Consider the following 13,542-nt stretch of genomic DNA (forward strand, 5'->3'; position numbering starts at 1 on the left):
GTTCGCCGCTCATCGGTCGTCCGCCAGGCTGAAATAGCCGCTCAGGTAATCGAGCGCGAGGCTCGCCCTGAGCTCGGCTCCGTCTTCGCGCGCCTTCATCGACACATCGAAATAGATCGTCTGCGCGAGACGCTTGCGGCTCTCGGTCCGAGGCTTGACCGTCGTGGCGACGGGATCCACGCGCGGCTCGAAGCGACGAATCACCTCGCAGATGTGCGCGGCCGCATGAGCCGGATTGATCTTCGTCGCGCCGGCCGTCTGCATCGGCGGACAGCCGAAGTTCAACACCGAATGCGCCGCCGGGCTGTCGTCCGCGATACGCATGCGCGCGCCGCGGATCGCGTGATTCATCAGGTCGACCAGGTGATCGGCGACGACCTCTTGAAGCGAATGGCGACGAATCCGTCTCGACAGCTTGTTGTAGAGTTGAAGATCGCTCATGTGCGTGTTCCCGAGTGTTGTGGCGCGAGGCCACAACACTGCCCAAGGTTAGCCTGGAAACCAGAACCTTCCGACGGGTTAGATCGGGGCGTTCTGCTTGAGGTCGTATCCGGCCTTGATCACCGCGCCCATCGTGCCGTCGTTGCGCTGCTCGCGGTACTCGAACTCGATCTGGGCGAAGTTGATCCGGATCTGGTCGGTCGGCAGCACGCCGTCGACTTCGCCGCTGGCGTGGCCGAGCTGCGAAATCGGCATGTTGCCGAGCGTGCGGAACGACGACACGAGGCCGCTCGCGAACGAGATCGTCAGGAATTCCTGCTGGCCCTTGCCCGACTTGCGGCAGATCAGCTTCGCGTTCTGAATGTGCTCGCCCGTCGCACACATCAGGAACAGCTTCGGCGAAGCCTTGTTCGACACCATGCGGAACTCGAAGTCCTTCATCTCGACCTTGCCTGCGCCGCCGCCGCTGCCGAAGCCCCAACGGCCGGAGTTCTCTTCCGCCCACTGCCAGCTCTGAATCTGGATCAGGCCGGGGTATTGCTGATCGGTCGACTCGCCCTCGACGCCATCGATCTGCAAGAAGTAATCAACCAACGCATTTGCCATGCTATGAACTCCTAATTAGTTATAACAAGACCATATCGAAAAGACCGCTGTTGAATCTGCTGCGAAACGGTTCGACTCCGTCCCGCAGCGCCTCGAACACCTCCTTCTTTAAGCGAAACCGCAACCGGCCCGGGAGTCGCGGCTCAGGTCGTCACCTCTTGCTTGGTCGACGGAAGCTTCGAAACCAGCCGGAGAGAAACGGTCAAACCCTCCAGTTGGAAATGGGGGCGCAGGAAAAACTGCGCGCGATAGTAGCCGGGGTTCTCCGGAATCTCATCGACGACCACCTCCGCCGCCGACAGCGGACGCTGCGATTTCGTCACCTCGCTCGAGATGCTCGGGTCGCCGTCCACGTAGTTCATCAGCCAGTCGTTGAGCCAGCGCTGCGTGTCCTCGGCCGACTTGAACGAGCCGATCTTGTCGCGCACGATGCACTTCAGGTAGTGCGCGAAGCGGCACGTCGCGAAGATGTACGGCAGCCGCGACGACAGATTCGAGTTCGCGGTCGCATCGTCGTCCTCGTAGATCGCCGGACGGTGCACGGTCTTCGCGCCGATGAACGCGGCGGTGTCCGAATTCTTCCGGTACACGAGCGGCATCAGGCCGGACTCCGACAGCTCGTGCTCGCGGCGGTCCGAGATCGCGATTTCCGTCGGGCAGTGCAGATCGACTTCGCGATCCTGCGACGGCAGCACGAACTTCGGCAGCACCTCCACCGCGCCGCCCGACTCGACGCCGCGAATCTTCGTGCACCAGCCGTAGGTCTTGAATGCGCGCGTGATGTTCGCGCCCATCGCATAAGCGGAGTTCGCCCAGCAAAAGTCCTCGGCGCGGTTCGGATCGACCTTCTCCTCGAAACCGAACTCTTCGACGGGCTGCGTCTTCGGGCCATACGGCACGCGCGCGAGAAAGCGCGGCAGCGTGAGCGCGAGATAGCGCGAGTCGTTGCTCTCGCGCAGGCGCCGCCAGAATGCGTATTCGGTCGCGGTGAAGATCTTCGACACGTCGCGCGGATTCGACAGCTCGCTCCAGTCGTCCATCTGCAGGAGGCCGGGCGCGGCGGCCGCGATGAACGGCGCGTGCGCGGCCGCCGAGATCTTCGACATCTCGGTGAGGATCGACACGTCCTGCATGCTGTGGTCGAAATAGAAATCGCCGATCAGGCAGCCGAACGGCTCGCCGCCGAACTGGCCGTACTCCTGCTCGTAGATCATCTTGAAAATCGGACTCTGGTCCCACACGACGCCCTTGAAGCGCCGCAGCGTCTTGCCGAGATCCGCTTTCGAGATGTTCAGGTAGCGGATCTTCAGGTTCTCGCTCGTGTCGGTGTTCGACACGAGGTAGTGCAATCCGCGCCACGCGCCTTCGAGACTCTGAAAGCGCTTGTTGTGCAGCACGAGAGTCAGTTGCTCGGAGATCTTCTTGTCGAGCTCGGCAACCAGTTGCTCGATCGTCTGCGCGACATCCTCGCGAACCACGACCCGGCTGCGCCGCGCATACGTGAGCAGCGTTTCGACGGCGTTCTGCACCGCCTCGGCGGCTTCGTTGGTGCGCGGCCGGAACGAGCGGCGCAGGATGTCCTTCAGATCCTCGTTGACGTTGTTCTGATCGACGACCACCTTCTCGGCAGACGATTCAAGCTGCTGCATACTCATTTCGCACCCTCTTCCGGTTGATGGTCTCCACCCTCACCGGCGCTGCCGGATTGCCCCGGCGCCGCGTCGGCCTCGTTCGCCCACTGCGGGCTCTTCAGCAATTCCTGGATCACGTCTTCCGCCGCCGCCTTGCCGTCCATGTAGGTCAGCAACTCCTTCAGGCGGTTGCGGGCCTCGAGCAGCGTCGACAGCTCGGGAATGCGCTTGACGACCGCCGCGGGCTCGAACGATTCCATCGACGAGAACGTGAGATCGATCGGAATCAGCGTGCCGTCGTTGGTGAGCACGTTCTTCACGTGATAGCTGAGCGACGGTGCGATCTGCGCCATCCGCTCGTCGAAGTTCTCGACGTCGATCTCCTGAAAGCGCCGATCCTCGACGGGACCGAGCGGCTCGACGTTGTCGCCCGACAGGTCCGCCATCACGCCCGCGACGAACGGCAGCTCGACCTTCTTCTGCGATCCGTACACCTCGACGTCGTATTCAATCTGCACGCGGGGCGCACGACTCTCCCCGATGAATTTCTGTCCATCCTTTTGTCGAACCATGATGAGCAAACCCTCTACACGAAGTTGTTCACGTTACTTGATGGAGCTCTGCGGCCGGTTCAGTTGGGCCACGAGAGATGCCGCCTCGGGATAGAGCTCCGCCATCACTTCCTCGAAACCCGCCCCCAGCATTCGTTGAATTCGCGACAGGAAGATCGGCGCCGGATGGCTCGGCTCGTGCAAGCGGAAGTACTCGACGATCCGCTCGAGCGCCGCGCCGACTTCCTGCCTCGACCTCAGCCCGCCGCCCGGCCCCGCGGCGGGCTGCTGCGCGCCGGGCGCCGCATCGGCCGGCTTCTCATCGGCGACGCTTGCGGTTGCCTCGCTCTCCGATCCCGTTTGCGCGAGCCGCGACGCCGCGACGCTCAACAGGTCGAGCGCGCGAGAGAGGTTGAGCTCCTGCTCCACCACTGCAATCGATTTCCTGATTCGCGATAAGGAATCCTGAATGTCATGTACAAGAGTATTCGCTCTATCGCGATAGTCGCGATCCTCCACGATCGCGGCGGCGCGCCCGCCGATCAGGTCGTTGAGCGTCGCATCGCGGTCTTCGAACCGGGAACCGCCGAGCTGATGCAGAAACTGCGGCCCCGCAAGCCAGCCGAGATGAATCAGGAGCGTCTCGCCCGGCGATTCGTCAGGCAGCGCGCGAGGATGCAATGCCTCGACGGGCGCGCTCATCAGATCGGCCAGCAATCGAACGCCGTCGGCCAACCCGCTCAATCCGCGCCGCGCGATACATGCGCGCAGATGCCAGATGGCGACCCGAACGTCCTTCGCCTTTTTCAATAGCGCGAGACAAGCCGTTTCGACGGACGCCCACTGGAACGCACTCTCGCCCTTGCGTTGCGGCGCATAACCGACGGAATCGTATTCGCAGATGGCTGCGTCGATTTTGATAAAATCCTCGTCGAAATCCAGCAAATCCGGCGAATGGCCCGGCAGTGCATCGTCGTTCATGGTCTGTCCACAAATCACAGGCGTCGGGTACCGACTGCGCAAAACCAGATTAGCTTGCGCTTTGTCAAAATACCCAAATTTATTTCTTCGAATGTATTAGCGACCACATAACTCGATGCCGACTATCAGTCAAAGCGGCTTGGGGAATTAGATTGGCAATCGCCGACAAAGGCAAACAAACGGCCGTGGGTTCCAGGAATATATTCCACGGAAACCGCTTACGCTGCTGTTTTTTTCTCAGCGGCATTACCCCCCTTCCGCCCAGCCCAATCCCTGCGAACCGGCATGCGCCGGCTTTCCGCATCGGTAATCGGTAAGATGCGCTTCCGTTAAATCAAATACAGCGTACACATAAATCAATACGCCGTTGCGATTGCGGCGGAAACAGCATCCAAGCATCGGGTTTTATCTGAAGCGTCACACCTTAGCGGCCCTCAACGACACCGGCGTGACAATCGTTCATATCGTTACAGTCTACGCTGTAAACTTATAGAACGCTCGTAAATTTGGCAAGTGGAAATAATTTTTTCTTACAAACGGGACTGTAAGTTTGATTCAATGAATTTGAAATAAGAGGATTCTCTCCGAAGCGGAGCGAGTGTCGAACAACGCGGAGATTTTTATCTTGGGCGCTCCTTCCGGGCGACATTTCCTCGCCTGGCTGCCAATTTACTCAATCACTACTTCATAGCGCCCGGCCTGATTTCTCAGACTACTTAATATGTATTCGCAATCGTTTGCGCGACCTGTTGTCCCACAGTAATCCCACCTCGAAGTAATTGCAACCCGGTTGAAAATATCCGCCGCATGCGAGCAGAAGCCGGCCGGGCGAGCGGACAGTCCGAATGCATGCCGGAACGTCGGGCGAAACATCTTTGTTACATCAGGTTCATTTTAACTCGCACAAGAGACAACTTTTCTGCATACCCCATCATATGTCCGCTAAATAATCGAAATCGATGCAATAACGATTGAATCGACCAGACAGACGAGCCGTCCCGGTCGATGCCTGACGAATCGATGCCCGCTCGCCGCGCAACGGCAGCGCCATCCATTCGACGAGAGCGGACGTCACCGCATTCAGTAGTATCACGAACTGTTTTTAAGAAGACTGTGCATCCGCAGTTTCTCGACGGAACCGAGTACATCCTCGAGACTCCCTCGCCCGAACTCGACACCGCGCCAAGCCTCTGCGCACAACGTCCCACAACGGCGCCACAACGAAACGGCGCGGCCACCTTCCGGTGCCGCGCCGTTTCATTCGCCTGTCCGGGCGGGAGATGCCGCCCGCCCGGCGCCTTGCCGTACCGGAAGTCAGGCTTTCATCGAGCCGGTCCGCACGTAGCGCTCGTGCCACGACAGCGCTTCGCCGAGCAGGTGCGGCGTCTGCTTGCCGAAGCTCTCGCGGCTCGCACGCTCGAAGTAGTCTTCGAGCATCGGCCGGTAATCGGGGTGCGCGCAGTTCGCGATGACCTTGCGCGCGCGCTGCTTCGGCGACAGCCCGCGCAGATCCGCGAGCCCCTGCTCGGTCACGACGACCGCGACGTCGTGCTCGGTATGATCGACGTGGCTCGCCATCGGCACGATCCGCGAGATCGCGCCGCCCTTCGCGGTGCTCGCCGACATGAAGCACGACAGATAGCCGTTGCGCGCGAAATCGCCGGAGCCGCCGATCCCGTTCTGGATCTTCGTGCCCATCACGTGCGTCGAGTTCACGTTGCCGTAGATGTCGGCCTCGATCATCCCGTTCATCGCGACGATGCCCAGACGCCGCACCAGTTCCGGATGGTTGCTGATCTCCTGCGGCCGCAGCACGATCTTCGAGCGGAACGTGTCGATCTCGTCGGCGAAGCGCTTCACCGCGTCCGGGCTCAGCGACAACGCGGTCGCCGACGCGAAGCTCAGCGTGCCGTTCGCGAGCAGATCGAGCATGCCGTCCTGGATCACTTCCGTATACGCGGTCAGGTTCGAGAAGCCGCCCTCGCCGAGGCCGGCGAGCACCGCGTTCGTGATGTTGCCGACGCCCGACTGCAGCGGCAGCAGGTTTTCGGGCAGGCGGCCGCGCTTGATCTCGTGGCGCAGGAAATCGATCAGGAGTCCGGCGATCTGCTTCGACGTCTCGTCCGGCGCGGCGAACGCGTTGCTGCGATCGGGCGCGTCGGTCTCGACGATCGCGACGATCTTCTCGGCCGGGCAGCGCAGATACGGCTCGCCGATCCGGTCGTCGCTCTTCACGAGCGGAATCGGCTTGCGGTTCGGCGGCAGCGCGGTGCCGTAATAGATGTCGTGCATCCCGTCGAGGCCGAGCGGCTGCCGCGCGTTCACTTCGAGGATCACGCGCTTCGCCTGGTCGAGCCACGTCTTGTTGTTGCCGACCGACGCCGACGGAATCAGGCGCCCGTCCTCGCGAATGCCCGCGACTTCGACGATCGCGACGTCCAGCTCGCCGAACAGACCGAACCACGCGTACTGCGCGACGTGGCTCAGGTGGATGTCCTGGTAGTCGAGCTCGCCCGCGTTGATCTTGTCGCGCAGCGTCGGATCGGACTGGTACGGCAGCCGCATCGAGATGCCGTCCGCCTTCGCGAGCGCGCCATCCAGCTCGGGCGCGGTCGATGCGCCCGTCAGCACGTTGATGCGGAAGTCTTCGCCGCGCGCGTGGGAAGCCGCGATCCGCGCGGCGAGCGCGGCCGGCACCGCTTTCGGATAGCCGGAGCCGGTGAAGCCGCTCATCGCGACGGTCATGTTCGGGCCGATCAGCGCGGCGGCCTCGTCGGCGGTGCGGACGAGGGAGCGCAGACTGGGGGCGAGGATACGAGAGGTTGGCATGGCTGAATGTCGAACGGTTGTATTAGATCTGGCGACGCAGCGCCGCAGGGGTGTCTCCGGAGTGGCGCGCGCTCCCGGCGCCGGCGGCAGTCGTGGCCGGGTGGCGGAAGCACGGCCGGAGTATCGCAGACCGCACCGCGGCATAGTGTCCGCCCCGTGCAAAAGTAACTTGCCGGATTTGCTGGCTATTTGCCCGAAATCAAATCCGGGCGCGACTTGCGGCGTGGCCTGCTCGACGTTCGGGGGTCGCGGCGGCCTCGGCGAGACGGTACAAAACCTTACACTTTTCTTTCTGTTGCGCGCAATCAGCACGTTCCAGTCATGAAAAAGCAACAAATTACAATTCCGTATATATTTCGCCGATGGACCCAAGAAAAACCGCCGCCAACCGTATTTCGAGCCCGCCGCCCCGCACCTGGGACGCCCGGCTCGCGCGTCGGCTCGTCACGCCGCTCGTCGGCACGCCGGTCACGCCGAACCACCTCACCACGCTGCGCCTCGCGATCGGTCTCGCCGGCGCCTGGTGTCTCGCGCAGCCGGGCTTCGGCTGGATCAACGCCGGCGCGTTGCTGATCGTGCTGTCCAATTTCGTCGATCACACCGACGGCGAGCTCGCGCGGATCAGCGGCCAGTCGAGCAGGCTCGGTCACTTCTACGATCTCGCGAGCGACGCGCTCGTCACGATCGCGCTCTTCGTGAGCATGGGCGCCGGCGTCGTCGCGGCGGGCGGCCAGATGGCCGCGTCGCCGGTGCTGCTCGGCACCGTCGCGGGCGCGGCCGTCGCGCTCATTTTCTTCCTGCGGATGCGCATCGAGTCGCTTGCCGGCAAGGCCGGCACGAAGCAGGCGTTCGTCGGCGGCTTCGAGACCGAGGACGTGCTGTATCTGCTGCCCGTCGTCACGCTGCTCGACGGCGTCGAGCCGTTCCTGCTCGCGGCAGCGATCGGCGCGCCGCTCTTCGCCGCATGGGTCGTGATCGACTACTGGCGCATCGTGCGCCGCGGCGCCGCCGCTGGCGCGCCCAACTCAACCGAAATCCAGCCCTCGAAATGACGATGGACCTCGAAGCACCGGCGGCGCACGGTTCGGCTGACGCCGCCGTCGCCGCGCGCGTGGCCGCGCTCGACCGCGCACGGCTGCGCGACGACTTCGCCCGCCAGGATGCGTTCCTCTATCTGGACGAATTCCTGCCGAAGGATCTCGCCGGCCGCCTCGCCGACTGCGCCCGCGCGCTCCTGCCCGACATCAACCGCAACTATCTGCCGGGCCACAAGCAAGGCGGCAGCGTGAGCCGCCACACGATCGACGAAAAGGCGCCGCTCATCGCCGAGCTGTACCGGTCGAAGGCGCTCGTCGGCCTCCTCGAGACGCTGACGGGCGACAAGCTGCTGCCGTCGCCGGACGACGATCCGCACGCGTACGCGCTGTACTACTACACGAAGCCGGGCGATCACATCGGTTGGCACTACGACACGTCGTACTACGACGGCCGCCGCTACACGCTGCTTTTCGGCGTGATCGACAATTCGACGAGCCGGCTCGACTACGAGCTGCACACGCGCAATCCGGACGCGCCCGACGAGCCGGGCTCGGTGCAGATCGCGCACGGCGGCATCGTGCTCTTCGACGGCGACAAGCTGCGCCATCGCGTGACGCCGCTCGGCGAGAACGAGATTCGCGTGTCGCTCACGTTCGAGTACGTGACCGACCCCGGCATGCGCCCGTGGAAGCGCTTCGTGTCGAACATGAAGGACGCGATCGCGTACTTCGGCTTCCGTCAGGTATTCAGGCAAACGGCAGCACGCCGCCCGTCGCGCTCATGACGCGCACCGGGATGATCCTGCTGTCGCTCGGAACGGCGGCGTTCGTCGCCCTCCTCGCGTGGCAGGGCCTCGGCGCGGTCGCGGCGACGCTCGCGTCGGCCGGCTGGGGGCTCGCGCTCGTCGCGGCGTTCCATCTGGTGCCGCTCGTCGTCGACGCGACGGCGATCGCGGTGATGTTCCGGCCCGGCGAACCCGGCAGCCGGCTCGGCGACGCGCTGCGCGCGCGCTGGGTGGGCGAGGCGGTGAACAGCCTGCTGCCCGCCGGGCAGATCGGCGGGCCGGTGCTGATGGTCCGCTATCTCGCGCAGCGCGGCGCGCGCCTGGCCGACGCGGCGGCCGCGATCACGGTCAGCACGACGATGCAGGCGCTCGCGCAGATGGTGTTCGCGCTCGTCGGCATCGTGGCGTTCAGCGCGTATGCGACGCACGATGCCGCCTCGCATCTGCGCACGCCGGCGCTGGTCGCGACCGCGGTGCTGGGCGGCTGCGCGGCGCTCTTCTATTTCGCGCAGCGCCGCGGCCTGTTCGGGCGCGGGCTGCGCGCGGCGTCGAAGCTGCTCGGCCCGCGCGACTGGTCGTCGCTCGCGACGCGCGCGGACGCGATCGACGACGCGCTCGGCCGGCTGTACCGCGAACGCGCGAAGGTGCGCACAACGTTCGTGCTGAGCTTCATCGGCTGGGTCGTCGGCACCGCGGAGGTATGGCTCGCGCTGCGCTTCCTCGGCCACCCGGTGAGCTGGCTCGACGCGCTGCTTCTGGAGAGCGTCGGGCAGGCGATCCGCGGCGCGGCGTTCGCGATCCCCGGCTCGCTCGGCGCGCAGGAAGGCGGCTATCTGCTGCTCGCGCCGCTCGTCGGCCTGCCGCCCGACGCAGCGCTCGCGCTGTCGCTCGCGAAACGCGCGCGCGAGCTCGCGCTCGGCCTGCCGGGCCTCCTGTACCTGCATTTCAGTGAAAGAAACTGGCAGCGGCGGCGCGCGCCGCAGCCGATCGCCGATTGATCCGACGACGAGACGGTCGGCGTCCTTTGCGTGGAGAACTCATGCGAGCCATCATTCTTGCGGCGGGCCTAGGCCTGCGCCTGCAACTGCCTCCCGAGGCTCAATTCCCGAAGTGCCTGCTGCGCTTCGACGACACGTCGCTCCTCGAGCGGCACCTGCGCGTGCTCGACGCGGCGGGCGTCGACGAGATCGTGCTCGCGCTCGGCTTCCAGTCCGAGAAGGTCGAGGCCGAGCTCGTGCGGCTGAACCGCAGGGCCGAGATCGTGCTCAACCCGCGCTACGACCTCGGCAGCGTGCTGACCGTCCACACGGCCGCCGGCGCGCTCACGCGCGGCGGCGACGTGCTGCTGATGGACGCCGACGTGCTCTACGACGACGCCATCCTGCACGCGCTCGTCGCCGATCCGTCGCGCGCGATCGATCGCCTGCTGATCGACCGCGATTTCGAAACGGGCGACGAGCCCGTCAAGCTGTGCGTGAAGGACGGCGTGCCGGTCGAGCTGCGCAAGCAGCTCGCCGCGGGCCTCGAATACGACACGATCGGCGAATCGGTCGGCTTCTTCCGCTTCAGCGAAGGCGCCGCGCGGCGGCTCGCCGAGATCGTCGCGGGCTACGTCGACGGCGGCCGCGCGAACATGCCGCACGAAGAGGCGGTGCGCGACCTGCTGCTCGAAGGCGGCCGCACGTTCGACATCGCGGACGTGACGGGCTCGCCGTGGATCGAAATCGACTTTCCGGGCGACGTCGCGCGCGCGCGCGACGAAGTCCTGCCGCACATCCAACAACGCACGATAGGGGCCATCCGATGAATGCACGCGAACCGAACTTCACCGAATCGCGCAGCGCGCGGCTGCGGCGGATGCTGACGAGCCCGTCGCTCGAATTCCTGATGGAGGCGCACAACGGCCTGTCCGCGCGGATCGTCCGCGAGGCGGGCTTCAAGGGCATCTGGGCGTCGGGGCTCGCGATCTCCGCGCAGTTCGGCGTGCGCGACAACAACGAAGCGAGCTGGACGCAGGTCGTCGACGTGCTCGAATTCATGGCCGACGCGAGCGACCTGCCGATCCTGCTCGACGGCGATACCGGCTACGGCAACTTCAACAACGTGCGCCGGCTCGTGAAGAAGCTCGAGCAGCGCGGCATCGCCGGCGTGTGCATCGAGGACAAGCAGTTCCCGAAGACCAACAGCTTCATCGACGGCGAGCGCCAGCCGCTCGCCGAGATCGACGAGTTCTGCGGCAAGATCAAGGCCGGCAAGGATTCGCAGAGCGATCCGGATTTCTCGATCGTCGCGCGCGTCGAGGCGCTGATCGCCGGCTGGGGGATGGACGAGGCGCTGCGCCGCGCGAACGCGTATGCGCAGGCCGGCGCCGATGCGATCCTGATCCACAGCAAGCTGTCGCGCCCCGACGAGATCCTGCAGTTCGCGCGCGAATGGAGCGGCCGCGCGCCGCTCGTGATCGTGCCGACCAAGTATTACAGCACGCCGACCGATGTGTTCCGCCAGGCGGGCATCAGCACCGTGATCTGGGCGAACCATCTGATCCGCGCGTCGGCGTCCGCGATGCAGGCGGTCGCGCGCGAAATCCAGGACAGCGAAACGCTCGTCAACGTCGAGGAGCGCGTCGCGAGCGTCAACGAGATCTTCCGGCTGCAGGACGCCGACGAATACTCGGCCGCCGAGCGGATCTATCTGTCGTCGAGCGCGCGCGCGTCGAGTGCGGCGCTCGTGCTCGCGGCGAGCCGCGGCAAGGGGCTCGAGGCCGTCACCGAGGACAAGCCGAAGGTGATGCTGCCGATCGCCGGCAAGCCGCTGTTGCGCTGGCTCGTCGACGGCTTCAAGAAGCAGGGCGTGAACGACATCACGGTCGTCGGCGGCTATCGCGCCGATGCGATCGACACGTCCGGCGTGAAGCTCGTCGTCAACGAGCGGCATGCGCAAACGGGCGAGCTCGCGTCGCTCGCGTGCGCGGCCGAGCGCATGACGGGCGACACCATCGTCTCGTATGGCGATCTGCTGTTCCGCAGCTACATCCTGCGCGATCTCGCGGAGAGCGAGGCGGAGTTCAGCGTCGTCGTCGACTCGTCGCAGACGCAGCCGTCGAACCAGAGCGTGCGCGACTTCGCGTTCTGCTCGGCCGCCGACGACCGCGGGCTGTTCGGCCAGAAGGCGCTTCTGCGCCGCGTGTCGAGCGACGCGAGCGAGGCCGGGCCGCACGGCCGCTGGATCGGCCTGCTGAACGTGCGCGGCGCGGGCGTCGCGCGGCTGAAGGCGATGCTCGACACGCTGAAGGCGCGCGACGATTTCGATGCGCTCGATCTGCCGGCGCTCCTGAACGCGCTCATCGACGCGGGCGAGCAGATCGAGGTGCAGTACGTGCACGGCCATTGGCGCGGCGTCAACGATCTCGACGACTTCCGCCGCGCGGGCGATTTCGCGCACGGCCAGACGCCGTATGCGGAGCAGAACGCGGGCAACGGGGACGCGCGATGATCGAAGCCGCACAGTTCGTCGAGGCGGCGCGCGAGCGCGGCTTCGACTGGTACGCGGGCGTCCCCTGCTCGTACCTGACGCCGTTCATCAATTACGTGCTGCAGAATCCGGCGCTGCATTACGTGTCGGCGGCCAACGAAGGCGATGCGGTCGCGCTCGTCGCGGGCGCGACGCTCGGCGGCCGGCGCGGAATCGCGATGATGCAGAACTCGGGGCTCGGCAACGCGGTGAGTCCGCTCACGTCGCTCACGTGGACGTTCCGGCTGCCGCAACTGCTGATCGTCACGTGGCGCGGCCAGCCGGGCGTGCCCGACGAGCCGCAGCACGCGCTGATGGGCCCGATCACGCCCGCGATGCTCGACACGATGGAAATTCCGTGGGAGACGTTTCCGACGCAAGCCGACGCGATCGGTCCGGCGCTCGACCGCGCGATCGCGCACATGGACGCGACGGGCCGCCCGTATGCGCTCGTGATGCAGAAAGGCAGCGTCGCGCCTTACGCGCTCGAACACGCGGCGATGCCCGAGCGTCGCGCGCACGTCGCCGCGCGCGCGACGCCGCGCGCCGCCGCGCCCTCGGCATGGCCGACGCGCCATGACGCGCTCGCGCGTATCGTCGCGCGCACGCCGGCCGACTCGACGGCCGTGCTCGCATCGACGGGCTTCTGCGGCCGCGAGCTGTACGCACTCGACGATCGCCCGAACCAGCTCTACATGGTGGGTTCGATGGGCTGCGTGACGCCGCTCGCGCTCGGCCTCGCGCTCGCACGGCCGGACCTGACCGTCGTCGCGCTCGACGGCGACGGCGCCGCGCTGATGCGCATGGGCGCATTCGCGACGCTCGGCGCGTACGGGCCGTCGAACCTCGTGCATCTGCTGCTCGACAATGGCGCGCACGAATCGACGGGCGGCCAGGCGACGGTATCGCAATACGTGTCGTTCGCGAACGTGGCGGCCGCGTGCGGCTACGCGACGGCGATCGAGGGCGACGACCTCGGCGTGCTCGACGCGGCGCTCGACGCGGCGCGCGCGGGCGCGCAGGCGGCGAAGCAAGGCGGCGCGCACTTCGCGCGCCTGTCGATCCGCACGGGCGTGCCCGACGGCCTGCCCCGCCCGACCGTGACGCCCGTCGACGTGAAGACGCGCCTGATGCGCCACCTCGGCGCGACGCCAGCCTGACAAGGAGTACG

General features: G+C 65.6%; 12 protein-coding genes. 6 read left to right on the forward strand and 6 right to left on the reverse strand.

Annotated features, from left to right (window positions below):
- Positions 1–9: 9 nt before the first annotated feature.
- The 6 genes from WS92_RS00115 to WS92_RS00140 all read right to left on the reverse strand — a co-directional run bounded on the left by WS92_RS00115 (position 10) and on the right by WS92_RS00140 (position 7,039).
- Complete coding sequence (locus WS92_RS00115) at positions 10–441, reverse strand: GPW/gp25 family protein (protein WP_006029763.1); 432 nt, start codon at positions 439–441, stop codon at positions 10–12.
- A 78-nt stretch (positions 442–519) separates the two neighbouring features.
- On the reverse strand, positions 520–1,047 hold the full coding sequence (locus WS92_RS00120; protein WP_004530039.1) for an Hcp family type VI secretion system effector: 528 nt from the start codon (positions 1,045–1,047) through the stop codon (positions 520–522).
- A gap of 143 nt (positions 1,048–1,190) precedes the next feature.
- On the reverse strand, positions 1,191–2,696 hold the full coding sequence (gene tssC / locus WS92_RS00125) for a type VI secretion system contractile sheath large subunit (protein ID WP_009901014.1): 1,506 nt from the start codon (positions 2,694–2,696) through the stop codon (positions 1,191–1,193).
- Positions 2,697–2,698: 2 nt separating this feature from the next.
- Positions 2,699–3,250 carry a type VI secretion system contractile sheath small subunit gene (tssB, locus tag WS92_RS00130; protein ID WP_009914448.1) on the reverse strand — a complete coding sequence of 184 codons (552 nt, stop codon included), beginning with the start codon at positions 3,248–3,250 and terminating at the stop codon, positions 2,699–2,701.
- 33 nt (positions 3,251–3,283) lie between these two features.
- Positions 3,284–4,210 (reverse strand): type VI secretion system protein TssA, encoded by a 927-nt coding sequence (locus WS92_RS00135; RefSeq protein WP_059931545.1) that lies wholly within the window; start codon positions 4,208–4,210, stop codon positions 3,284–3,286.
- Positions 4,211–5,524: 1,314 nt separating this feature from the next.
- Positions 5,525–7,039 carry an acetyl-CoA hydrolase/transferase family protein gene (locus WS92_RS00140; protein WP_009893778.1) on the reverse strand — a complete coding sequence of 505 codons (1,515 nt, stop codon included), beginning with the start codon at positions 7,037–7,039 and terminating at the stop codon, positions 5,525–5,527.
- Between the two features lie 362 nt (positions 7,040–7,401).
- Between WS92_RS00140 and WS92_RS00145 the strand changes: the two genes are divergently transcribed.
- The 6 genes from WS92_RS00145 to aepY are packed head-to-tail and all read left to right on the forward strand — an operon-like array spanning position 7,402 to position 13,531.
- On the forward strand, positions 7,402–8,091 hold the full coding sequence (locus tag WS92_RS00145; protein ID WP_006029768.1) for a CDP-alcohol phosphatidyltransferase family protein: 690 nt from the start codon (positions 7,402–7,404) through the stop codon (positions 8,089–8,091).
- The gene (locus WS92_RS00150; protein WP_015604018.1) at positions 8,088–8,861 is read left to right on the forward strand and encodes a HalD/BesD family halogenase; all 774 of its coding nucleotides are present in this window, start codon (positions 8,088–8,090) and stop codon (positions 8,859–8,861) included. The genes WS92_RS00145 and WS92_RS00150 overlap by 4 nt, the downstream gene beginning before the upstream one ends.
- The gene (locus WS92_RS00155; protein ID WP_006029770.1) at positions 8,858–9,859 is read left to right on the forward strand and encodes an HpnL family protein; all 1,002 of its coding nucleotides are present in this window, start codon (positions 8,858–8,860) and stop codon (positions 9,857–9,859) included. The genes WS92_RS00150 and WS92_RS00155 overlap by 4 nt, the downstream gene beginning before the upstream one ends.
- A 41-nt stretch (positions 9,860–9,900) precedes the next feature.
- The gene (locus WS92_RS00160; RefSeq protein ID WP_059931543.1) at positions 9,901–10,668 is read left to right on the forward strand and encodes a phosphocholine cytidylyltransferase family protein; all 768 of its coding nucleotides are present in this window, start codon (positions 9,901–9,903) and stop codon (positions 10,666–10,668) included.
- The gene (aepX, locus tag WS92_RS00165; RefSeq protein ID WP_006029772.1) at positions 10,665–12,353 is read left to right on the forward strand and encodes a phosphoenolpyruvate mutase; all 1,689 of its coding nucleotides are present in this window, start codon (positions 10,665–10,667) and stop codon (positions 12,351–12,353) included. The genes WS92_RS00160 and aepX overlap by 4 nt, the downstream gene beginning before the upstream one ends.
- On the forward strand, positions 12,350–13,531 hold the full coding sequence (aepY, locus tag WS92_RS00170; RefSeq protein ID WP_059931541.1) for a phosphonopyruvate decarboxylase: 1,182 nt from the start codon (positions 12,350–12,352) through the stop codon (positions 13,529–13,531). The genes aepX and aepY overlap by 4 nt, the downstream gene beginning before the upstream one ends.
- Positions 13,532–13,542: the final 11 nt, after the last annotated feature.

This window comes from Burkholderia sp. MSMB1588 (assembly GCF_001546925.1).
Lineage (GTDB): Bacteria > Pseudomonadota > Gammaproteobacteria > Burkholderiales > Burkholderiaceae > Burkholderia > Burkholderia humptydooensis.